Below are 23021 nucleotides of genomic sequence, written 5' to 3' on the forward strand. Positions count from 1 at the left end.
TGTCAGTGACGAGTGCATCGGAGAAGCATCGGGCCGGTCAGAGCAGCGCGGCACGCGGGCCGTCGGGCTGCTCGAGCCGGCGCTCCAGGATCGCGCGCGCGATCTCCGCGGATTCCGTGTCGTCCAGCCTGCGGAAGCCCTCGTCGGTGATGACGGTGACGATCGGGTAGATCCGGCGGGCCACGTCCGGGCCACCGGTCGCCGAGTCGTCGTCGGCCGCGTCGTACAACGCCTGCACGACCAGGGTGAGTGTCTGCTCCTCCGTCAGGTCGTCGCGGTAAAGCTTCTTCATCGACCCCCGCGCGAAGACGGACCCGGAGCCGGTGGCCGCGTAGCCGCGCTCCTCGGAACGGCCGCCGGTGACGTCGTACGAGAAGATCCGGCCCTTCTCACGGTCGACGTCGTACCCGGCGAACAGCGGGACGACCGCCAGGCCCTGCATGGCCATCGCCAGGTTGCTGCGGATCATGGTGGAGAGCCGGTTGGCCTTGCCCTCCAGGGAGAGCGTGGCGCCCTCGACCTTCTCGAAGTGCTCCAGCTCCAGCTGGAACAGCTTGACCATCTCCACGGCGAGACCCGCCGTGCCGGCGATCCCCACCGCGGAGTACTCGTCGGCCGGGAACACCTTCTCGATGTCGCGCTGCGCGATCATGTTCCCCATGGTCGCCCGCCGGTCACCGGCCAGCACCACTCCCCCGGGGAACGAGGCCGCGACGATGGTCGTGCCGTGCGGCGCCTCGATGGCACCCTGCAGCGGCGGCAGGCTGCGGTTGCCGGGAAGGATCTCGGGTGAGTGGTCGGACAGGAAGTCCATGAACGAGGACGAACCCGGCGTCAGGAAGGCAGCTGGTAGACGCCCGGTGCTACGAGTGTTGGCTTCCACGCGTTTCCCTCCAGGTATGCGATGGCCCTGCGCAAGGAGTCAGGATCATCCCCCAACTTGCCGATGGCCGGATTGCAGTTGCAGCAGTACGCCACGGACCCTACCCGCCCGGTGGCGGTGATCAACATGATCCCGGGTGGGGAAGCACTTCCGTGGGATGCCCCTGAGTGGGCGGGGCATCCCACGGAAGGCGCCGTGCCGACGGCGCGAGCTCGCCGACGAACGGTCCGGACCGGATCTCCGGCTGTTACTCGCCGCCTTTTTGCACGAACGAACGAACGAAGTCCTCGGCATTGGACTCGAGTACGTCGTCGATCTCGTCGAGGACGTCGTCGACGTCCTCGCTGAGCTTCTCCTGGCGCTCCGCGAGGTCCTCGGACGCCTGCGCTTCCTGCGCCTGCTCCTCGGTCTCCTCGGTGGAACGTGTCGCCTTCTGCTGTCCGCCGCCGGTGTCCTTGGTCGCCATGTAGCTCACCCCGCTCGGTTCGAAGCACTTGATCAGACCCTACCTACGGGGTCCGACATTGGCCCGGTACTTTCCTCAACGTCCGGAGGTCATCTGATTGATTCCCAGCCGGAGGCCCTTTCAGCCCCCCGTCAGCGTCCGGACCAGCTCTTCCGCGGTGCGACACCGGTCCAGGAGTTCCTTGACGTGCTCACGTGTACCGCGCAGCGGTTCCATCGTGGGCACCCGTTGCAGCGAGTCACGATCGGGCAGATCGAAGATGACCGAGTCCCAGGAGGCCGCGGCGACGTCGTCCGCGTACTGCTCCAGGCACCGGCCCCGGAAGTAGGCCCTGGTGTCCTCGGGAGGCTTCGTACGGGCCCGCTCGACATCGCTCTCGTCGAGCAGCCGCTTGATCTTCCCCCGGGCGGCCAGACGGTTGTACAGGCCCTTGTCGGCCCGTACGTCGGCGTACTGGAGGTCCACCAGGTGCAGGCGTGGGGCGTCCCAGTCCAGGCCGTCCCTGCGCCGGTAGCCCTCCATGAGCTCCCGCTTGGCGATCCAGTCCAGCTCGCCCGACAGGCTCATCGGGTCGTTCTCCAGGCGGTTGAGGGTGTCCTCCCAGCGGGCCAGGACATCCTTGGTCTGCTCGTCGGCGTCGGCCCCGTACCGCTCCTCGACGTACTTGCGGGCCAGCTCGAAGTACTCCATCTGCAGCTGCACGGCGGTGAGCGTCCGGCCGCTACGGAGCGTGACCAGCTGCTTCAGTGTCGGGTCGTGCGAGACCTGGTGCAGCGTGCGGACCGGCTGGTCGACCGCAAGGTCGACCTTGATGAAACCGTCCTCGATCATGGCCAGGACCAGCGAGGTGGTGCCGAGCTTCAGATACGTCGAGATCTCGGAAAGGTTGGCGTCGCCGATGATCACGTGCAGCCTGCGGTACTTCTCGGCGTCGGAGTGCGGTTCGTCGCGGGTGTTGATGATGGGGCGCTTGAGCGTGGTCTCCAGGCCGACCTCGACCTCGAAGTAGTCGGCCCGCTGACTGATCTGGAAGCCGTGCTCGTGGCCGTCCTGCCCGATGCCGACCCGGCCGGCGCCGGTGACGACCTGGCGGGAGACGAAGAACGGGGTCAGATGGCGCACGATGTCCGAGAAGGGGGTCTCCCTCTTCATCAGGTAGTTCTCGTGCGTGCCGTAGGACGCGCCCTTGTTGTCGGTGTTGTTCTTGTAGAGATGGATCGGCTGGGCCCCCGGGATGGCGGCGGCCCGTTCGGCCGCTTCCGCCATCACCCGTTCGCCGGCCTTGTCCCAGAGCACCGCGTCGAGCGGATTGGTGATCTCCGGTGAGCTGTACTCGGGGTGCGCGTGGTCGACGTACAGCCGTGCTCCGTTGGTGAGGATGACATTGGCCAGGCCGATGTCCTCGTCGGTGAGCTGGCTGGAGTCCGCGGTCTCACGGGCGAGGTCGAAGCCTCGCGCGTCGCGCAGCGGATTCTCCTCCTCGAAGTCCCAGCGGGCGCGGCGCGCCCGGTGCATCGCCGCCGCGTAGGCGTTGACGATCTGGGACGAGGTGAGCATGGCATTGGCGTTGGGTTGACCGGGGACGGAGATCCCGTACTCCGTCTCGATGCCCATCACTCGCCGTACGGTCATGCGGCCCTCCTTGCCCGGCGGCGCTCCCGTCCGGGAACGGCGCTCAAGTACCGCTGCTGGTCCGCGGTGCCCGTCCCCGCACTGCGCGACTCGGCGGTACGGCAGAGCCTAGAGCGCCTCTGCGCCGGTGGGGAGATCAATTGCGTCATTGTTCGGGTGTGGCCGGAGCTGCCGGGAAAACGGCCCGGCTGCGGATACCCTGCCGGGCATCCGCAGCCGGTCTGCGTTTTACAGGTACTGTCCGGTATTTGCCACCGTGTCGATGGAACGACCGGTGTCTGCGCCCTGCTTTCCGGTGACGAGTGTGCGGATGAACACGATCCGCTCGCCCTTCTTTCCGGAAATCCTCGCCCAGTCGTCCGGGTTGGTGGTGTTGGGCAGGTCCTCGTTCTCCTTGAACTCGTCCACGCACGCCTGGAGGAGATGGGAGACGCGCAGGCCCTTCTGGCCCTGCTCGAGGAATGCCTTGATGGCCATTTTCTTTGCCCGGTCCACGATGTTCTGAATCATCGCTCCGGAGTTGAAGTCCTTGAAGTACAGGACTTCCTTGTCACCGTTGGCGTAGGTGACCTCGAGGAAGCGGTTCTCCTCGGATTCGGTGTACATCCGCTCCACGACGGACTGGATCATCGCGTGGGCGGCTGCCTCCTTCGAGCCGGTGTGCTCGGCCAGATCGTCCGAGTGCAGCGGCAGCGAAGGCGTGAGGTACTTCGCGAAGATGTCCTTCGCGGCCTCCGCGTCCGGACGCTCGATCTTGATCTTCACATCGAGGCGGCCGGGCCGAAGGATCGCGGGGTCGATCATGTCCTCACGGTTGGAGGCACCGATGACGATGACGTTCTCCAGGCCCTCCACACCGTCGATCTCGGCGAGCAGCTGGGGGACGATGGTGTTCTCCACGTCCGAGCTGACACCGGATCCACGGGTGCGGAAGAGGGATTCCATCTCGTCGAAGAAGACGATGACGGGGGTACCCTCGCTCGCCTTCTCCCGGGCACGCTGGAAGACGAGGCGGATGTGCCGCTCGGTCTCACCGACGTACTTGTTGAGGAGCTCGGGGCCCTTGATGTTGAGGAAGTAGCTCTTCCCCGCGGGCTGTCCGGTGACCTCGGCGACCTTCTTGGCCAGCGAGTTGGCCACGGCCTTGGCGATGAGCGTCTTGCCGCAGCCGGGAGGGCCGTAGAGCAGGATGCCCTTCGGCGGACGGAGTTCGTGCTCCTTGAAGAGGTCCGGGTGGAGGTACGGGAGCTCGACCGCGTCGCGGATCAGTTCGATCTGGTCGCCCAGACCGCCGATCTTGTTGTAGTCGATGTCCGGGACCTCTTCGAGAACGAGCTCCTCGACCTCGCTCTTGGGGACCACTTCGTAGACGTAGCCGGACCTGGGTTCGAGCAGCAGGGCGTCGCCGGGACGGATGGTGATGTCCAGCAGAGGCTCGGCGAGCCTCACCACCCGTTCCTCGTCGGTGTGCCCGACGACCAGGGCGCGCTCGCCGTCCTCGAGGATCTCCTTGAGGGTGACGATGTCCCCGGCCCGCTCGAATTCCATGGCCTCGACCACGTTGAGCGCCTCGTTGAGCATGACTTCCTGGCCTCGCCGGAGGCCCTCGAGCTCGACGCTGGGGCTGACGTTCACCCGGAGCTTGCGGCCCCCGGTGAAGATGTCGCAGGTGTCGTCCTCGTTGGCCTGCAGGAAGACACCGAAGCCGGCCGGCGGCTGCGCGAGCCGGTCGACCTCCTCCTTGAGGGCCACGATCTGGTCGCGGGCCTCCCGGAGTGTGTTGGCGAGCCGCTCGTTCTGCGCGGACACGCCTGCCAGGTTGGTCTGCAACTCGACGATCCGCTCTTCGAGAATCCTCGTATGACGCGGAGAGTCGGCGAGCTTACGTCGCAGGACGGCGATTTCCTGCTCGAGATAGGCAACCTGGCCGGCTGGGTCTTCTGACCCCCGCCCGGGCCGGATGCCGCGGTTGATGTCGTCGTCGTGGGCTGCCACGGTCCTCACCTCCTCCAAGGGGAGCTGGACGCTTCCTGACCCTACCTGGGTGGGTGATGATTGAAACCCCTAGATCACAAAGACCCGGGAGTGTGTCCGATCTTCACCCTTGCGCCCTCCCTCACGCCAAGGGAATACCCACCCTTCGGCATCGGAAAGCAGCCGGTTGTATCGTCGAAGCGTTCAACACCCGTCAGGGCTGGCTTCAATTGGTGCAGATACGCAGGGAACGGCAGGACACATGACCGTGCAGCAGGACGCTCCGGGCGACAGTGACACGCAGGACCTCGAGGTCTGGATCGACCAGGACCTCTGTACGGGCGACGGCATCTGCGTGCAGTACGCGCCTGAGGTGTTCGAGCTGGACATCGACGGCCTGGCGTACGTGAAGAGCGGCGAGGACGAGCTCCTCCAGGAGAAGGGGGCCACCACACCGGTGCCGCTGCCCCTCCTCCAGGACGTCGTGGATTCGGCCAAGGAATGCCCGGGCGACTGTATTCACGTACGTCGCGTCTCGGACAACGTGGAAGTCTTCGGGCCGGACGCGGAGTGACGGCTCAGACGCCCCGTGCGGTGCTTCCGGCGGGGCCGGCCGACTTGATGAACGCGTTGCCCTCCCACCGCCAGGTGGCGCTCTCCAGCTCGTCGGGGCAGCAGCGGGGCACGTCGGCCGAGGAGTAGCCCAGCACGGTCGCCGAGACCCGGCCGTCACGGACCGCGAAGTCGGTGACGTTGAGTTTCTGAGCGGGGTCCACCAGGGTCGCCACGACCCGCGGTGCGGCCCCGCTCGGCTGTGTCACGACGTAGATGCCGCTGGGCGGGGTACCGGATCCGGCGGCACAACGGACGACGGCCACCGTCTCGGGCCTGCCGTCCCCGTCGAGGTCGCCCGGGGCGCTTTCGGCCACGGTGTGCCCGGCGGCACCGCATCCCAGCGGGAAGACGACGCCGGCCGGGTCGGGCGCCGCCACGGCTGACGCACTGCCGTCCTGCGTGGTGACCCCGTGCTCGGACGCCTCGGCCGTGGCGGTGGCCGCTTCGGGCTGGAGCAGGCCCGCGAGGGCGACGACCGCGGCCATCGCCGTCGCCGTGGCGAGCCAGTGCACCGGCTTGGCGTCGGTGTGCGCGAGGTCCGGGAGCGCGGAGGTCTGCACGCGGTATGTCTCCTGTGGTTCCTGGAGGCCTGGGTGGGCGGTGCCGAACGGATGTCGGCGGGCGGGGGTGGCCAGCATCGTGCCACACCTCACACCCGGGGGGAACGGCGGGGTCGTCGCGGTCGACGGAAAGGCGCCGCCGCCGGCTCCCGGGGCGGTCCGGGAACTCGGCGGCGGCGCCTGCGCGTTGTGCGGGTCAGTCCCGGGGGGCGGAGCCGCTCCGGCTGCCGGGGCCGTCGTAGTCGTCGCCGTAGGCGCCCTTGGACGGGCGGCGGCGGCGCAGCGGCGGCTCGACGCCGTCCGCGAGACGGCGGGCGGTGACGAGGAAGCCGGTGTGGCCGATCATCCGGTGGTCGGGCCGCACGGCCAGACCTTCCACGTGCCAGTTGCGGATCATCGACTCCCAGGGCTGCGGCTCGGCGAAGCAGCCGATCTCGCGGATGGACTCGACGGTCCGCGAGAGCTGGGTCGTGGTCGCGACGTACGCGCAGAGGATGCCACCGGGCACCAGGGCCTTGGAGACGGCCTCCAGGCACTCCCACGGGGCGAGCATGTCCAGGACGACGCGGTCGACGTCGGTGTCCGAGAGGTTGTCCTGGAGGTCGCCGACGGTCAGCTCCCAGGCGGGGTGCGGGGAGCCGAAGTAGCGCTCCACGTTCTGCTGGGCGATCTCGGCGAAGTCCTCGCGGCGCTCGTAGGAGTGCAGCATGCCCTGCTCGCCGATGGCGCGCAGCAGGAAGGTGCTGAGCGCTCCGGAGCCGACTCCCGCTTCGACGACGCGAGCGCCGGGGAAGATGTCGGCGAAGGCCAGGATCTGCCCCGCGTCCTTGGGGTAGACCACGGCGGCACCGCGGGGCATGGACAGGACGTAGTCGGGGAGCAGGGGGCGCAGCGCGAGATAGGCGACGTTTCCCGTGGTACGGACAACACTGCCCTCGGGAGCACCGATCAGCTCGTCGTGCGGGAAAGAACCCTTGTGGGTGTGGAAGTTCTTTCCGGCCTCGAGCGTGAAGGTGTAGTGGCGTCCCTTGGGGTCGGTGAGCTGGACCTGGTCCCCGACTTTGAATGGGCCGCGACGGCGGGCGGCACCGGTCGGTTCGGACATGTGACCAGCCTACCGGTATTTCACGGGCCGCTTTCCGGAGTGTCAGGCGGCGGGGCGGGCCATGGCCTTGATGAAGGCGCGCTCGACGTCGGCGGTGGAGAGGACGCCGTAGATCTCGCCGGTCTCCTCGACCACCAGGTACTCGGTGGCCGGGGTGGCCTTCAGCCGGTCCAGGAGGGCCTCGCCCGCCAGTTCGGCGGGGACCTTCATGCCGTCGGTGAGGTCCTGGGCGAGTCCGCTGACGGCCACCCAGGGGCGTCGGTGCTCGGGGACTCCGACGATGGCCGCCTCCCGGACGACCGCTTTCGGGGTGCCCTGACCGTCGACGACGACGAGGGCACGGGCTCCCGCCTCGTTGGCGCGGCGGAGCGCCTCGGAGAGCGGGGTGGCGGCCTCGACGGGCACGGCGCGCCGGGTGAGGGTGCGGGCTCGCAGTTCGGGGAGGTGTTCGCGGAGCCGGGCCGTTCGCAGGCTGTTCCCCGCTCCGGTCCAGATGATGGCCGCGAGGATCGCCGCGAGGAGGGCGTCGGTGACGGTCTCGAACCCGCTGATCTCACCGGTGGCGCTCCCGAGGGCGCCTGTGTGGGTGAGCAGCGGGAGGCCGACGAAGACGGTGATGGCCAGGCCCCGGCCGACCCATGCGGCGGCGATGGTGCCGCTCATCGGCTTGCCCGTGATCTTCCAGACGACCGCGCGGAGCATGCGTCCACCGTCCAGCGGCAGGCCGGGGAGCAGGTTGAAGGCGGCCACGATGAGGTTGGAGATCATCAGTCCGGCGAGGAGTACGCCGGGGACCGTGCCCGCTTGGACGAACTGGAGCGGGATGTAGAAGACGCCGCCGAGGACGAGGGAGAGCAGGGGCCCCACGAAGGCGAGGACGAACTCGCGGCCCGGGGTCTCGGACTCCTTCTCGATCTCGGACACGCCGCCGAAGAACTGGAGCTGGATGCGTCGCACCGGCAGTTTGTAGCGCAGGGCGGCGACGGTGTGGGCGAGCTCGTGCACGAGCACGGACGCGTAGAAGGCGATCGCGAAGAAGAGCGCGACCAGGTAACGGGCTCCGCCGAGCTCCGGGAGGACGCGGTCGAGCTGGCCGCCGAAGACCCAGGTGATCAGAGCCGCGACGACGAACCAGCTGGGGGCCACGTACACGGGCACACCGAAGGGGCGGCCCATGAGGATGCCGCCGCCGGGGTCTGCCGGCCGTCGCGGTTTGCCCTTGTCCGGTCCGGTGCCGGGGCCCGGGCCCCCTGCGCCGGGCTGTGGGCGCCCGCTGTCGCCGCTCTCGTCCACGAGGTCCCTTCGGTCGGTGGCACTGCCACGATCATGCTGTGCGCGAGCTCTGTGGTCGATGGTATGCCGCTGGGTGTCGGTGGCGGGCCGTAGGGTCTGCGACATGACGTCCGTACCGCGCCCGCCTCAGCCACCCTCGTCCCTGTCGCCGTCGCGCGCGAGCGATTTCATGCAGTGCCCCCTGCTGTACCGCTTCCGGGTCATCGACAAGCTCCCCGAGAAGCCCAGTGAAGCTGCTACCCGGGGCACGCTGGTGCATGCGGTGCTGGAGCGCCTGTTCGACGCCCCCGCGGTGGACCGCACGGCGCCGAGGGCGAAGGCGCTGATTCCCGGTCAGTGGGACCGGCTGCGGGAGGCGAAGCCCGAGCTGACGGAGCTGTTCGACGGGGATCCCGGGGGTGAGCGGCTCGCGGGGTGGCTCGGCGAGGCGGAGCGGCTCGTGGAGCGGTGGTTCTCGCTGGAGGACCCGACCCGTCTGGAGCCGGCCGAGCGGGAGCTGTTCGTCGAGACGGAGCTGGACTCGGGCCTGCGGCTGCGCGGGGTCATCGACCGCGTCGACGTGGCGCCCACGGGCGAGGTCCGCATCGTGGACTACAAGACCGGCAAGGCGCCCCGGCCGGAGTACGCGGAGGGCGCGCTGTTCCAGATGAAGTTCTACGCCCTGGTGGTGTGGCGTCTGAGGAACGTGGTTCCGCGCAGGCTCCAGCTGGTCTATCTCGGCAGCGGCGACGTGCTGACCTACGACCCGGTTCCGGCCGACCTCGAGCGGGTGGAACGCAAGCTGCTGGCACTGTGGGACGCGATCCGGCTGGCCACCGAGACGGGCGAGTGGCGTCCGAGGCCGACGAAGCTCTGCGGCTGGTGCGACCACCGAGCGGTCTGTCCGGAATTCGGCGGGACTCCCCCGGTCTATCCACTGTCCGTCCGCCCGGCGGAACCGGTGGAGGCTGTGCAGGGCAGAATGGAGCCGGTCCGGTCCGAGGCCGGTCAACCGGTGGCCCCCGAAGGCCCTTAAGGAGATTACGTGGCTATCCGCGTCCTGCTCGTCGATGACCAACCACTGCTGCGCACCGGTTTCCGGATGATCCTGGAGGCGGAGGGTGATCTCGCGGTGGTCGGTGAGGCCGGAGACGGCCTGCAGGCCATCGACCAGGTGCGGGCGCTTCAGCCCGATGTCGTGCTCATGGACATCCGGATGCCGCGGATGGACGGGGTCGAGGCGACCCGGCAGATCACGGGTCCGGGGCGGGACGGCCCGGCGAAGGTCCTGGTCCTGACGACGTTCGATCTCGACGAGTACGTGGTGGAGGCGCTGCGCGCCGGCGCCAGCGGCTTCCTGCTGAAGGACGCGCCGGCCAACGAGCTGGTGCAGGCCATCCGGGTGGTGGCCGCGGGAGAGGCGATGCTGGCGCCGAGCATCACCCGTCGGCTGCTCGACAAGTACGCCGATCATCTGCCCTCGGGCGAGGATCCCGTCCCGGACGTCCTGCACACCCTCACCGACCGCGAGCTGGAAGTGCTGAAGCTGGTGGCGCGCGGGCTGTCCAACGCGGAGATCGCGGCCGACCTGTTCGTGAGCGAGACGACGGTCAAGACACACGTGGGCCATGTGCTGACGAAGCTGGGCCTGCGCGACCGCGTACAGGCGGCCGTCTACGCGTACGAGAGCGGGCTGGTGCGGCCCGGCGCCCAGTGAGACGGGACCAGGAGTGAAACCGGCGCGGGCCGGGGCCGTCGGCCCCGGCCCGCGCCGGTTTCACGGACGACACCGTGATCAGGAGGACTCGCCGCGTCCGAGCTCCCAGAGCTGGAGGTCGGCCGAGGAGTTGACGGCCCACTCCACACCGGTCAGATCGTCGAGCGAGGCGACGTACTGCTTGCCCTGCCAGACCGGGAGCACGGGGACGTCGTTGGCAACGATGTCCTGGAGCTTCTCGAAGGCCGGTGCCGCGGCGCTGCGGTCCGCCTCGCGGCGGGACTGCGGGATGAGCGTCTTCTGCGCCTCGGTGGACTGGTACGGCGAGTTGAGGAAGTTGTTCTCGTCGAGGAACGGCGCGATGTAGGTGTCCGGGTCCGGGAAGTCGGGGAACCAGCCCATGCCGTAGACCGCGTAGTCGCCCTTCTTCTGGGCGGGGCGGTACTTGTCCCACGGTGTGCCCTGGACGTCGACCTCGAACAGCTTCGACTCGTTGAGCTGCTTCGCCAGGGCCTCGAACTCGGCCTTGGTGGCGGGGCCGTAGTGGTCGGTCGTGTAGTGCAGCGTGAACTTCACCGGGGTGTCGATACCGGCCTTCTCCAGCGTTTCGGCGGCCTTCGCGATACTGGGCTCGCCGTACTTGTTGAAGAACGAGTTGGTGTGGCTGGTGATGCCGGACGGGATCAGCGAGTAGAGCGGCTCGGCCGTGCTGCCGTACACCTTGCTGGCGATGGCCCCGCGGTCGATGATCCGCGCCATCGCCTGACGTACGGCCTTGTCCTTCACCACGGGGTCCTCGGTGTTGAACGCGAGGTAGCTGATGGCGAGACCGGGCATCTCGGTGAGCTTGACGCCCTCCTCGGGCTCCACCAGCATCTTCTGGGCCTGCTCGGGCGACATGTTACGCGTCATCATGTCGATCTTCTTGTCGTCGAGCGCCTTCCCCATCGCCTCCGCGTCGGGGAACAGGTCCAGCTCGACCTTCTCGTTGTTGATCTTCAGATCACCCTTGTACTTCGGGTTCCTGGTGAAGACCACCTTGACGATCTGGTTGTCCTTGACTTCCGGCTTCATGGTGTACGGGCCGGAACCGTCGACCTGGAAGCCCTCGCGGGCCACCTTCCCCGGGTACTTGTCCTTCTGGACGATGCCGGCGGGCGGTGTGGCGAGCTTGTAGGGGAAGGTCGCGTCCGGGGTGCGCAGGTGGAAGACGACCTCGTGGTCACCCTTGGTCTCGATCGTGTCGATGTTGGCGAACAGGCCGACCGGACCGCTCTCGTCCTTGATGTCGAGGACGCGCTGGATGGAGTACTTCACGTCCTCCGGAGTGACGGGGGTGCCGTCCGCGAAGGTGAGTCCGTCACGCAGCGTGCAGCGGTAGCTCTCGTTCTCCGTGTCGGTGAAGGCGCAGCTCTTGGCCGCCTCGGGCACCGGCTCACCCCCGCCACGCGGTATGTGGGTCAGGGTCTGCACCGTCTGGCGCAGCAGGTTCCACACGCCCGCCTCGTACCCGATGGCCGGGTCGAGCGGGGCCGGGTTGTCCTTCGAGGCGATGAACTGGTCCGTTGTCCCGACCACGATGGCGTCGCCCCCGTCGTCCGACCCGCCACAGGCGGCGAGCACGGGCGCGAGCAGGCCCACTACGGCCGGCAGCACCAGCGTCTTGCGGTTCATCTGGACGTTCTCCCTCATTCCGGCATGTGAGAAAACTGAGATTAGTAGGCGCCGAAGGGGCACTCGACCGGTGCCGGCCGTACACGAATTCGCTCGGTGATCACCGATGACGGGTTGTCCATGTCACGCTCGGGAACGTTTCGCACAAGGCTCCATGAATGCGGGCGTATGGGTGAGCAAAACGGACACCCGACTCGATCCCGAAGGGCCTGAAACGTCACCCCAAGTGACGAACATCACGTTCCCGCGGTATCGATTGCATTGACATGGACCTGATTTCTCCGGGGCGCGCGAGAGGAGGGCGGGGGGATTTCGGGGCGGCGTCCCGGTCACCGCCGACGGAGCGCCCCCGGTGGATCAGCGGTCACTCGGATGCGATCAGGCCCCGCAGGAAGGCGAGGTCCACCTGCTCCAGCGAGGGCACGACCGCTCTCCCCGGCGCGGGGGCGATGGGCGCCACGGACGGCACGGCGACGACGCGACAGCCCGCGGCCTCGGCCGCCGCGACCCCCGTCGCGGTGTCCTCGACGACCGCGCAGCGCCACGGATCCGCCCCGAAACCCGCGGCCGCCGCGAGGTAGGGCTCGGGGTGGGGCTTCGTGCGGACCACCTCGTCCCCCGCCACGGTGAGCGCGAAGTGATGACGGCCCACCGAGTCCAGGACCCGGTCGATGATGCGCCTGTGCGAGGCGGAGACCAGAGCGGTGGGCACCTCGTGTGCGGCGAGTTCGGCGAGCAGCCGGGCGGCGCCCGGCATCAGCGGCACACCACGTCCGATGCGCTTCTCGAAGCGGTCGTTGAGCAGCACGGTGAGTTCCTCGATGGCGATGCGGGCGCCGGTGGCCTCGATGAGGTAGCCGGCGCTGCGGGTCATCGGCCCGCCGACGACCACCTCTCGCCAGGACGGCTCGAGCCGGTGACCGAGATCGGCGAAGACCTCGACCTCCACGTCCCACCAGAATCCTTCGGTGTCGACCAGTGTGCCGTCCATGTCGAGAAGGACCGCTTGCAGCGCGGACCCTTCGGCCGTACGGGTCAGGGACGCGGGGACCGTACTGGTCATCGGCACACCTCCATGGGGACGAGAAGGCCGGCCGCCATCCCGGTGGGAACGGCGACCGGCCTGCACTGGACCGACCAGTCTACGGCTGCTGCGCGTCCACCGCGCGGAGTGGTGCCTTACCGCGCGCTGAACACCTCGCTACCGTGCGTTGAAGTACTTCGCCTCCGGGTGGTGGATGACGATGGCGTCCGTGGACTGCTCGGGGTGCAGCTGGAACTCCTCGGAGAGCTTCACCCCGATCCTCTCGGGCTCCAGGAGTTCGGCGATCTTCGCCCGGTCCTCCAGGTCGGGGCAGGCCCCGTAGCCCAGGGAGAAGCGCGCCCCCCGGTACTTCAGGGCGAACATGTCCTCGACGTCGGAGGGGTCCTCCCCGGCGAAGCCGAGCTCGCTGCGGACCCGCGCGTGCCAGTACTCGGCCAGTGCCTCGGCCAGCTGCACGGACAGTCCGTGCAGCTCCAGGTAGTCGCGGTAGGAGTTCGACTCGAAGAGCTCGGCCGTGGCACCGCCGATCTTCGAGCCGACCGTGACGACCTGGAGGCCGATCACGTCCGTCTCCCCCGACTCCTCGGGGCGGAAGAAGTCCGCGAGGCAGAGACGACGGCCGCGGCGCTGGCGCGGGAACGTGAAGCGGGTGCGCTCGGAGCCGTCCTCGTGCAGCAGGATCAGGTCGTCGCCCTTGGAGACGCACGGGAAGTAGCCGTAGACCACCGCGGCTTCCAGCAGGTTCTCGGTGTGCAGCTTGTCCAGCCAGCCGCGCAGGTGCGGCCGGCCCTCCCGCTCCACGAGCTCCTCGTACGTCGGTCCGTCACCGGCGCGGGTCTGCTTGAGGCCCCACTGCCCCTTGAAGAGTGCGCCCTCGTCCAGCCAGGAGGCGTACTCCTTGAGCTGGATGCCCTTGACGACCCGGGTGCCCCAGAACGGCGGCTCGGGGACCGGGTTGGTGACCGAGACGTCGGACCGCACACCGTCCTCCGGCTCGTCGGCCTCGATCACCGGGGTGTCCCGCTTCGGGACGCGGCGCTGCTTCAGCTCGGGGAGGCTGGCGCCCGGGACGCCGCGCTTGACCGCGATGAGGGCGTCCATCAGCCGCAGCCCCTCGAACGCGTCGCGGGCGTAGCGGACCTCGCCCTCGTAGATCTCGTGCAGGTCCTGTTCGACGTACGCCCGGGTCAGGGCCGCGCCGCCGAGGATCACCGGGTAGTCGGCCGCCATCTTGCGCTGGTTGAGCTCCTCCAGGTTCTCCTTCATGATCACGGTCGACTTCACCAGGAGGCCCGACATGCCGATGACGTCGGCGCGGTGCTCCTCGGCGGCGTCCAGGATCGCGGAGACGGGCTGCTTGATGCCCAGGTTCACGACGTTGAAGCCGTTGTTGGACAGGATGATGTCGACGAGGTTCTTGCCGATGTCATGGACGTCACCGCGGACCGTGGCCAGCACGATGGTGCCCTTGCCGTCGTCGTCGGTCTTCTCCATGTGCGGTTCGAGGTACGCCACCGCGCTCTTCATGACCTCGGCGGACTGGAGCACGAAGGGCAGCTGCATCTGGCCGGAACCGAAGAGCTCACCCACGACCTTCATGCCCTCCAGGAGGGTGTCGTTGACGATCTCGAGTGCGGGCCTGGTCCGCAGCGCCTCGTCGAGGTCGGTCTCCAGGCCGTTCTTCTCGCCGTCGATGATGCGGCGCTGGAGCCGCTCGTCCAGCGGCAGCGCCAGGAGCTCCTCGGCCTTGCCCTGCTTCATCGACTTCATGTTGACGCCCTCGAAGAGCTCCATGAGCTTCTGCAGGGGGTCGTAGCCCTCCTCGCGGCGGTCGTAGACCAGGTCGAGGGCGACCTTGACCTGCTCCTCCTCCAGCCGGGCGATGGGCAGGATCTTGGAGGCGTGCACGATCGCGGAGTCCAGACCCGCCTTCACGCACTCGTCGAGGAAGACGGAGTTCAGGACGACGCGGGCGGCCGGGTTCAGGCCGAAGGAGATGTTGGACAGACCGAGCGTGGTCTGGACGTCGGGGTGGCGCCGCTTCAGCTCGCGGATGGCACCGATCGTGGCGATGCCGTCCTTGCGGGACTCCTCCTGGCCCGTACAGATCGTGAAGGTCAGGCAGTCGATGAGGATGTCCGACTCGTGGATGCCCCAGTTGGTGGTGAGGTCCTCGATGAGCCGCTCGGCGATGGCGACCTTGTGCTCGACGGTGCGGGCCTGGCCCTCCTCGTCGATGGTCAGCGCGATCAGCGCGGCTCCGTGCTCGGCGGCCAACCCGCTGACCTTGGCGAAGCGGGACTCGGGGCCGTCGCCGTCCTCGTAGTTGACCGAGTTCAGCACGGCGCGGCCGCCCAGCTTCTCCAGACCGGCGCGCAGGACGGGCACCTCGGTGGAGTCCAGGACGATCGGCAGGGTGGAGGCGGTGGCGAAGCGGCCGGCCAGCTCCTCCATGTCGGCGACGCCGTCGCGGCCCACGTAGTCGACGCAGAGGTCGAGCATGTGCGCGCCCTCGCGGATCTGGTCGCGGGCCATCTCCACGCAGTCGTCCCAGCGCGCGTCGAGCATGGCCTCACGGAACTTCTTGGATCCGTTGGCGTTCGTACGCTCGCCGATCGCGAGGTACGAGGTGTCCTGGCGGAACGGCACCGTCTGGTAGAGCGAGGCCGCACCCGGCTCGGGACGCGGGGCACGGGGGGTGAGCTCGGAGCCGCGGACGCGCTCGACGAGCTGGCGCAGGTGCTCCGGTGTCGTGCCGCAGCAACCGCCGACGAGCGAGAGCCCGTACTCCTGGACGAAGGTCTCCTGTGCGTCGGCCAGGCCCTCGGCGTCGAGCGGGAAGTGCGCCCCGTCCTTGGTGAGCACCGGCAGCCCGGCGTTCGGCATGCAGAGCAGCGGGATGCGGGAGTGGCGGGTGAGGTAGCGCAGGTGCTCGCTCATCTCCGCGGGGCCGGTCGAGCAGTTCAGGCCGATCATGTCGACACCGAGCGGTTCGAGCGCGGTCAGCGCGGCGCCGATCTCGGAGCCGAGCAGCATGGTTCCGGTCGTCTCGAAGGCCAGCGAGCACAGCACCAGGAGGTCGCTGCCCATCGCCTCCAGAGCGCGCCGCGCACCGAGCACGGCGGCCTTGGTCTGGAGGAGGTCCTGCGTGGTCTCGATGATGAGCGCGTCGGCGCCGCCCGCGATCAGGCCTTCGGCGTTCTGCTGGAAGCCGTCGCGCAGGACCGTGTACGGGGCGTGGCCCAGCGTGGGCAGCTTGGTTCCGGGGCCGATGGAGCCGAGCACCCAGCGCTGCTGTCCGGTGGACTCGGTGAACCTGTCGGCGACCTCGCGGGCGATGCTCGCGCCCGACTCGGAGAGCTCGTGGATCCTGCCGGGGATGTCGTATTCGCCCAGGGCGGAGGCGTTGGCTCCGAACGTGTTCGTCTCGACACAGTCCACGCCGACCGCGAAGTACTCCTCGTGCACCGACCGGACGATGTCGGGCCGGGTGACGTTCAAGATCTCGTTGCAGCCTTCGAGGTTCTCGAAGTCCTCGAGGGTGGGGTCCTGGGCCTGGAGCATGGTGCCCATGGCACCGTCGGCCACCACCACCCGGGTGGCGAGCGCCTCACGGAGCGCTGCGGCTCGGGTCCGGCTGTCAGCTGAGGGGGTCGGCAACGAGGCCATGGATGTTCTCCCTGGGATGCGACGGCTGTCGGCTTTGCGCCCTTCTGCAGAGGGGGCACGCGGCCAGCGTAGCCGGGAGGCGCCCGGGCCGGTCGTCGCGTCCCACGGGGCGGACTGCATGCTGTGCGGGGAACAGGCCCCCTCAGGAGATGACGCATAATCTTCGCGCCACCGGACAGAGGTCGGCATCGACCGATAGTGTTCAGCATTGTCGAACCGAGGTGGAGGAGTACGGCGCGATGGCGAAGAACATCCAGTCGCTCGAGCGGGCAGCGGCGATGCTGCGTCTGCTGGCAGGCGGCGAGCGCCGGCTCGGCCTGTCCGACATCTCGTCGTCGCTCGGCCTGGCCAAAGGTACCGCGCACGGCATCCTGCGCACCCTCCAGCACGAGGGCTTCGTGGAACAGGACGCCGCGTCGGGCCGCTACCAGCTCGGCGCCGAGCTGCTGCGCCTGGGCAACAGCTATCTCGACGTCCACGAACTGCGGGCCCGCGCGCTGGTCTGGACCGACGACCTCGCCCGCTCCAGCGGCGAGAGCGTCCACCTGGGCGTGCTGCACCAGCACGGAGTCCTGATCGTCCACCACGTCTTCCGGCCCGACGACAGCCGTCAGGTGCTCGAGGTCGGCGCCATGCAACCGCTGCACTCCACGGCCCTCGGCAAGGTCCTCGCCGCCTACGACCCCGTCGCGCACAGCGAGGCCACAGAGGTGGAGCGGCGCTCGTTCACGCCGCGCACCGTCACCGGCGAAGCGGAGTTCGAGTCGCTGCTCGGCCTGATCCGGGCGCAGGGCTGGGCGGCCGACGTCGAGGAGACCTGGGAGGGTGTGGCGGCGGTGGCCGCCCCCATCCACGACCGGCGCAGGATGCCGGTCGGCGCCGTGGCCGTGACGGGCGCGGTGGAGCGTGTCTGCGCCGGCGGGGAGCTGCGGCCCGAGCTCGTCGCCGCCGTCCGGGACTGCGCCCGCGCCGTCTCCCGGGATCTGGGCGCCGGACGCTTCTGAGCACCCCGTGACGCCCGTGCCGATCAGGCCCGGGTGCGCGCTCCGCTCCGCCGGTGATCAAGGTCCGGCGCACCCGCGGCGCCGGTAACGATCGAGTCGCGCGTCACAGACCTCTTGACGCACCCCCCGCCGGGGAGAAACATTGCCGCTCACCGGTCGGCATTGCCGAACACCTAACGGCAATACGCGTTAGGGTGTGACAGTGCCGAGGGCCGGTCAAGCCCTACAGGTGACGTACCCGTACCTACGAGTACCCACCTGGGGCGCGATCCACCGGAGGGACCCGGTGTTTCGCCTTCCCCTGGACGAAGGACAAAGGAGTCGCGGGTGTCCAGCTCCGACATCTTCATCGGCGAGACCATCGGTACCGCCGTACTCATTCTGCTCGGCGGCGGTGTCTGTGCCGCCGTCACTCTCAAGCGATCCAAGGCACAGAACGCCGGCTGGCTGGCCATCACCTTCGGGTGGGGATTCGCCGTACTGACCGGCGCCTACATAGCCTCCGGCGTGTCCGGCGCCCACCTCAATCCGGCGGTCACGATCGGCCTCGCGATCCAGGGCGGCACCGCGTGGAGCGATGTGCCCCTGTATCTCGTCTCCGAGCTGTTCGGCGCGATGATCGGTGCCGTGCTCGTCTGGGCCGTCTACTACGGACAGTTCCACGCGCACCTCACGGATCCCGAGATCGTGAGGGACCAGCCGGCCGAGGAGGGCATGGTCGACCAGGCTTCGGCTCCGAAGGCCGGACCCGTGCTCGGAATCTTCACCACGGGTCCGGAGATCCGGCACGCGGTGCAGAACGTGGTCACGGAGGTCATCGCCACCTTCGTACTGGTCCTGGCGATCCTCACCCAGGGCCTGAACGACGAGGGCAACGGCCTCGGCGCTCTCGGGGCCCTGATCACCTCGCTGGTGGTCGTCGGGATCGGCCTTTCGCTGGGCGGCCCGACCGGCTACGCGATCAACCCGGTGCGCGACCTCGGCCCGCGAATCGTGCACGCGTTGCTGCCGCTGCCGAACAAGGGCGGGTCGGACTGGGGCTACGCCTGGGTACCGGTGGTAGGACCGCTCATCGGGGCCGCACTGGCCGGCGGACTCTACAACCTCGCCTTCGCCTGAGCCGCACACTCCACACCACACAGACTTCCGGGAGCCAACCGTGACCGACGCACACACCACCGGCCCGTTCATCGCGGCCATCGACCAGGGCACCACGTCCAGTCGCTGCATCGTCTTCGACAAGGACGGCCGGATCGTCTCCGTCGACCAGAAGGAGCACGAGCAGATCTTCCCCAAGCCGGGCTGGGTCGAGCACGACGCGAGAGAGATCTGGGAGAACGTCCAGGAAGTCGTCGCCGGGGCGATCGTCAAGGCCGGCATCACCTCCGCCGACGTCAAGGCGATCGGCATCACCAACCAGCGCGAGACCACGCTGCTCTGGGACAAGAACACCGGTGAGCCCGTCCACAACGCACTCGTCTGGCAGGACACCCGCACCGACGCGCTCTGCAAGGAGCTCGGCCGCAACGTCGGCCAGGACCGCTTCCGCCGCGAGACGGGACTGCCGCTCGCGTCGTACTTCGCCGGCCCGAAGGTCCGCTGGCTGCTCGACAACGTCGAGGGGCTGCGCGAGCGCGCCGAGCGGGGCGACATCCTCTTCGGGACCATGGACTCCTGGGTCATCTGGAACCTGACCGGCGGCACCGAAGGCGGCGTCCACGTCACCGACGTCACCAACGCCTCGCGCACCCTCCTGATGAACCTGCACAAGATGCAGTGGGACGACAAGATCGTCCAGTCCCTGGAGATCCCGCCCGCCGTCCTGCCGGAGATCCGGTCCTCCGCCGAGGTGTACGGCACCGCCAAGGGTGGCGTCCTCGACGGCGTCCCGGTGGCCTCCGCGCTCGGCGACCAGCAGGCCGCGCTGTTCGGCCAGACCTGTTTCGCCCAGGGCGAGGCCAAGTCCACGTACGGCACCGGCACCTTCATGCTGATGAACACCGGCCACACCCCGGTGAACTCGTACAACGGGCTGCTCACGACCGTCGGCTACCAGATCGGCGACCAGAAGCCGGTGTACGCCCTCGAGGGGTCCATCGCCGTCACCGGTTCGCTGGTCCAGTGGATGCGCGACCAGATGGGCCTGATCAAGTCCGCGGCCGAGATCGAGACGCTGGCCTCCTCCGTCGAGGACAACGGCGGCGCCTACTTCGTGCCCGCGTTCTCCGGCTTGTTCGCCCCGTACTGGCGCCCCGACGCCCGTGGTGTGATCGCAGGTCTCACCCGCTACGTGACCAAGGCGCACATCGCCCGGGCCGTGCTCGAGGCCACCGCCTGGCAGACCCGTGAGATCAGCGACGCCATGACCAAGGACTCCGGCGTCGAGCTGACCGCGCTCAAGGTCGACGGCGGCATGACCTCCAACAACCTGCTGATGCAGACGCTCTCGGACTTCCTGGACGCACCGGTGGTGCGCCCCATGGTGGCCGAGACCACCTGCCTCGGCGCCGCCTACGCCGCCGGTCTCGCCGTCGGCTTCTGGCCGGACACCGACGCGCTGCGCGCCAACTGGCGCCGCGCCGCCGAGTGGACACCCCGTATGGACGCGGCCACGCGTGACCGCGAGTACAAGAGCTGGCTCAAGGCCGTCGAACGGACCATGGGCTGGATCGAGGACGAAGAGAGCTGAGGAGCAATCGACATGACCACCCTGCAGAGCGTCCCCGCCCTCGGGACGCATCCGGCCTCCGGCTCCCTCCCGAGCCGTGCCGAGACCCGGGAGCAGCTTTCCAAGGCGACGTACGACCTCCTGGTGATCGGCGGCGGCATCCTGGGCATCTCCACCGCCTGGCATGCGGCGCAGTCCGGCCTGCGGGTGGCCCTGGTGGACGCCGGCGACTTCGCCGGCGCCACCTCCTCCGCCTCCTCCAAGCTGCTCCACGGCGGTCTGCGCTACCTGCAGACCGGCGCGGTGAAGCTGGTCGCGGAGAACCACTTCGAACGGCGCGCGGTGTCCCGTCAGGTCGCACCGCACCTGGCCAATCCGCTCACCTTCTACCTGCCGGTCTACAAGGGCGGGCCGCACGGCGCCGCCAAGCTCGGCGCGGGCGTCTTCGCGTACTCGGCGCTGTCCGCGTTCGGTGACGGCGTCGGCCATGTGATCAGCCCGGCCAGGGCGCAGCGCGACGTCCCCGAGCTGCGTACGGACAATCTCAAGGCCGTCGCGGTCTACGGCGACGACCAGATGAACGACGCCCGGATGGCGCTGATGACGGTCCGCGCGGCGGCCGACGCCGGCGCCGTCGTCCTCAACCACGCCGCGGTGACAGGGCTGCGGTTCACCCGGGGCCGGGTCACGGGTGCCGAGCTGGAGGACCGCCAGGACGGTACGGAGTTCGGCGTCGACGCGCGTCTGGTGCTGAACGCCACCGGGCCGTGGGTCGATCACCTGCGGAAGCTGGAGGACCCGAACGCGGCGCCCTCCATACGTCTGTCGAAGGGCGCGCACCTGGTCCTCAAGCGCACCCGCCCGTGGAAGGCCGCGCTGGCGACTCCGATCGACAAGTACCGGATCACGTTCGCCCTGCCCTGGGAGGACATGCTGCTGCTCGGTACGACCGACGAGGAGTACGAGGGCGACCCGGGCGATGTCGCGGTCACCGAGAAGGACACGGCACAGATCCTCGACGAGGCGGCGTTCTCCGTACGGGACCAGCAGCTGTCCCGCGACCTGATCACGTACTCCTTCGCGGGGCTGCGGGTGCTGCCCGGCGGTCCGGGTGACACGTCCAAGGCCAAGCGCGAGACGGTCGTGACCGAGGGCCGCGGCGGCATGCTGTCGGTCGCGGGCGGCAAGTGGACGACGTTCCGCCACATCGGCCGTACGGTGATGAACAAGCTGGCCGAGCTGCCCGGGCACCCCCTGGGCGAGGACATGGAACCGATGGCACGGCTGCCGAAGAAGCTGCCGCTGCCCGGTATCGCCAACCCGAACGCCGTCGCGCACCGGCTGCTGGTCGACGGCGGTTCGCCCGGGCCCCGGATGCCCGCCGACACCGCCCGGCACCTCGCCACCCACTACGGCTCGCTCTCCTTCGACATCGCACGGATGGCCAACGAGAACCCGGCGCTGGCCGAGCGCATCCACCCCGACGCCCCGGAGATCTGGGCGCAGGTGGCGTACGCGCGCGACCGCGAGTGGGCCGAGACGGCGGACGACGTCCTCCGCCGCCGGACGACGCTGACGATCCGTGGCCTGGCGACGGACGACATACGGTCCAGGGTCGAGGACATGCTGGCCGACGGGCGCTGAGTCCGGAGCGGCACGCGGGGGCGGTCTCCCACGGGGAGGCCGCCCCTGCGGCACGCGGCCGCCGGCGCGCGCCATGCAGCCGCCATACGGGCGCAACGTGACGCGGGGACAGTGGAGGGATGTCCGAACATCAGGGATTCCATCTGTCAGCGGCGCTGAACGGCGACGGTTCGCATCCGGCCGCGCCCGCCAGGCCCTTCACACCCGAGGAGTACGCCCGGCTCGTGCGCGGCGCCGAGGCCGGGCTGCTCGACTTCGTCACCGTCGAGGACGGCCCCGGGCGGCTCGACTCCGCGCTCCTGCTGGCCCTCGCCGCACAGGTCACCGACCGGATCGGACTCGTCCCGCTGGGGCCGACGACGGGTGATGCCACCGCATGGGCGACGCGGATCGCGACGCTCGACCATCTGAGTGAGGGGCGGGCGGGAGTCCGGCCCCGGGCCACGACGAGCAACGCCGAGCACGCCAGGCTGCTGCAGGTCCTCGGCACTCCCGAGGGCGACCGGCGGGTGGCCGAACTCTTCGCGCGGGCCGACGAGTTCCTGACCGAGGCCACCGGGGAGTGGGGCACCGCCGTGCCCTCCCCGCAGGGCAGACCGCCGCTCGCCCTGCTGGCGCACGCCACGGTCCCCTACCGGCTCGCGGCCGTGCACGGTGACGTCGTCTTCGTCACTCCGGCGGACACCGCCGGGCTGGTGGCCATACGCGAGGAGGTCGAGTCGCTGCGGGAGGAGGCGGGAAGGCCGCCCGGCGCACTGCGTGTCTTCGCCGACGTCACTGTCGTGCTGGGCGGCAGCCAGGAAGGTGCCGACGCGCGCCGGGCCGCCCTGGAGGAAGCCGCCGGGGCTCCGTTCACCTCGGACGCCGCCGTCTTCTCCGGTACGCCCGAGGGTCTGGCGGACCTTCTGGAGGAGTGGTTCCGGGAGGGCGGCGCCGACGGTTTCCGGCTGCGGCCCGCTGTGCTCCCCGACGACCTGGACGCGATCGTCTCCGGGCTGGTGCCCGTCCTGCAGCAGCGCGGGCTCTTCCGCACGGCATACACCGCCCGGACGCTGCGCGGCCACCTCGGCCTCGCCGCCGCCTGACACCCCCG

The 23021-nt window shown here is 69.2% G+C and carries 18 protein-coding genes and 1 pseudogene; 8 read left to right on the forward strand and 11 right to left on the reverse strand.

Annotated elements, in window-relative coordinates:
- Window positions 1–37 precede the first annotated feature (37 nt).
- From prcB to arc, 5 genes and pseudogenes are all read right to left on the reverse strand, one after another.
- Window positions 38–883: a proteasome subunit beta gene (gene prcB, locus OO67_RS28295; RefSeq protein ID WP_033304544.1), complete on the reverse strand. Its 846-nt coding sequence runs from the start codon at window positions 881–883 to the stop codon at window positions 38–40.
- A pseudogene (locus tag OO67_RS40170) lies at window positions 835–1012 on the reverse strand (endonuclease domain-containing protein); the annotation flags it as partial. The gene prcB and the pseudogene OO67_RS40170, both read right to left, overlap by 49 nt.
- Before the next feature lie 118 nt (window positions 1013–1130).
- Window positions 1131–1349: a ubiquitin-like protein Pup gene (locus OO67_RS28300; protein ID WP_033304546.1), complete on the reverse strand. Its 219-nt coding sequence runs from the start codon at window positions 1347–1349 to the stop codon at window positions 1131–1133.
- A 120-nt stretch (window positions 1350–1469) separates the two neighbouring features.
- Entirely contained in the window at window positions 1470–2981 is a 1512-nt protein-coding gene (gene dop, locus OO67_RS28305) for a depupylase/deamidase Dop (RefSeq protein WP_033304548.1), read from the reverse strand.
- Window positions 2982–3209: 228 nt separating this feature from the next.
- Window positions 3210–4976, reverse strand: coding sequence for a proteasome ATPase (gene arc / locus OO67_RS28310; protein ID WP_033304549.1), 1767 nt, complete (start codon window positions 4974–4976; stop codon window positions 3210–3212).
- 241 nt (window positions 4977–5217) lie between these two features.
- Here arc and OO67_RS28315 point away from each other — a divergent pair, with 241 nt between their 5' ends.
- Window positions 5218–5529, forward strand: coding sequence for a ferredoxin (locus OO67_RS28315; protein WP_033304551.1), 312 nt, complete (start codon window positions 5218–5220; stop codon window positions 5527–5529).
- Window positions 5530–5533: 4 nt separating this feature from the next.
- On the opposite strand, the gene OO67_RS28320 is transcribed toward OO67_RS28315, so the two are convergent.
- The 3 genes from OO67_RS28320 to OO67_RS28330 form a co-directional block, all read right to left on the reverse strand.
- The gene (locus OO67_RS28320) at window positions 5534–6130 is read right to left on the reverse strand and encodes a hypothetical protein (RefSeq protein WP_033304694.1); all 597 of its coding nucleotides are present in this window, start codon (window positions 6128–6130) and stop codon (window positions 5534–5536) included.
- A gap of 196 nt (window positions 6131–6326) precedes the next feature.
- Window positions 6327–7235, reverse strand: coding sequence for a tRNA (adenine-N1)-methyltransferase (locus OO67_RS28325; protein WP_033304552.1), 909 nt, complete (start codon window positions 7233–7235; stop codon window positions 6327–6329).
- Between the two features lie 42 nt (window positions 7236–7277).
- Window positions 7278–8528 (reverse strand): site-2 protease family protein, encoded by a 1251-nt coding sequence (locus OO67_RS28330; protein WP_033304553.1) that lies wholly within the window; start codon window positions 8526–8528, stop codon window positions 7278–7280.
- Window positions 8529–8697: 169 nt separating this feature from the next.
- On the opposite strand from OO67_RS28330, the gene OO67_RS28335 reads away from it, so the two are divergent.
- Complete coding sequence (locus OO67_RS28335; protein WP_033304555.1) at window positions 8698–9543, forward strand: RecB family exonuclease; 846 nt, start codon at window positions 8698–8700, stop codon at window positions 9541–9543.
- Between the two features lie 9 nt (window positions 9544–9552).
- Window positions 9553–10224, forward strand: a complete 672-nt coding sequence (locus OO67_RS28340) for a response regulator (protein ID WP_033304556.1) — start codon at window positions 9553–9555, stop codon at window positions 10222–10224.
- Window positions 10225–10302: 78 nt separating this feature from the next.
- On the opposite strand, the gene OO67_RS28345 is transcribed toward OO67_RS28340, so the two are convergent.
- The 3 genes from OO67_RS28345 to metH form a co-directional block, all read right to left on the reverse strand.
- On the reverse strand, window positions 10303–11898 hold the full coding sequence (locus tag OO67_RS28345) for an ABC transporter substrate-binding protein (RefSeq protein ID WP_033304557.1): 1596 nt from the start codon (window positions 11896–11898) through the stop codon (window positions 10303–10305).
- A gap of 364 nt (window positions 11899–12262) precedes the next feature.
- Entirely contained in the window at window positions 12263–12961 is a 699-nt protein-coding gene (locus OO67_RS28350; RefSeq protein ID WP_033304558.1) for an HAD family hydrolase, read from the reverse strand.
- 138 nt (window positions 12962–13099) lie between these two features.
- Window positions 13100–16612 (reverse strand): methionine synthase, encoded by a 3513-nt coding sequence (gene metH, locus OO67_RS28355; RefSeq protein WP_033304560.1) that lies wholly within the window; start codon window positions 16610–16612, stop codon window positions 13100–13102.
- Window positions 16613–16851: 239 nt separating this feature from the next.
- Between metH and OO67_RS28360 the strand changes: the two genes are divergently transcribed.
- The 5 genes from OO67_RS28360 to OO67_RS28380 all read left to right on the forward strand — a co-directional run bounded on the left by OO67_RS28360 (window position 16852) and on the right by OO67_RS28380 (window position 23013).
- The gene (locus OO67_RS28360; protein ID WP_033304562.1) at window positions 16852–17616 is read left to right on the forward strand and encodes an IclR family transcriptional regulator; all 765 of its coding nucleotides are present in this window, start codon (window positions 16852–16854) and stop codon (window positions 17614–17616) included.
- A gap of 327 nt (window positions 17617–17943) precedes the next feature.
- A complete protein-coding gene (locus OO67_RS28365) occupies window positions 17944–18735 on the forward strand; it encodes an MIP/aquaporin family protein (RefSeq protein ID WP_033304564.1) in 792 nt (263 codons plus the stop codon).
- Window positions 18736–18775: 40 nt separating this feature from the next.
- Complete coding sequence (gene glpK, locus OO67_RS28370; protein ID WP_033304566.1) at window positions 18776–20305, forward strand: glycerol kinase GlpK; 1530 nt, start codon at window positions 18776–18778, stop codon at window positions 20303–20305.
- A gap of 12 nt (window positions 20306–20317) precedes the next feature.
- Window positions 20318–21928 carry a glycerol-3-phosphate dehydrogenase/oxidase gene (locus OO67_RS28375; RefSeq protein ID WP_033304568.1) on the forward strand — a complete coding sequence of 537 codons (1611 nt, stop codon included), beginning with the start codon at window positions 20318–20320 and terminating at the stop codon, window positions 21926–21928.
- 119 nt (window positions 21929–22047) lie between these two features.
- Window positions 22048–23013, forward strand: coding sequence for an LLM class flavin-dependent oxidoreductase (locus OO67_RS28380; RefSeq protein WP_033304570.1), 966 nt, complete (start codon window positions 22048–22050; stop codon window positions 23011–23013).
- Window positions 23014–23021 lie beyond the last annotated feature (8 nt).

Origin of the sequence: Streptomyces atroolivaceus, assembly GCF_000717025.1 — a bacterium.
GTDB lineage: Bacteria > Actinomycetota > Actinomycetes > Streptomycetales > Streptomycetaceae > Streptomyces > Streptomyces atroolivaceus.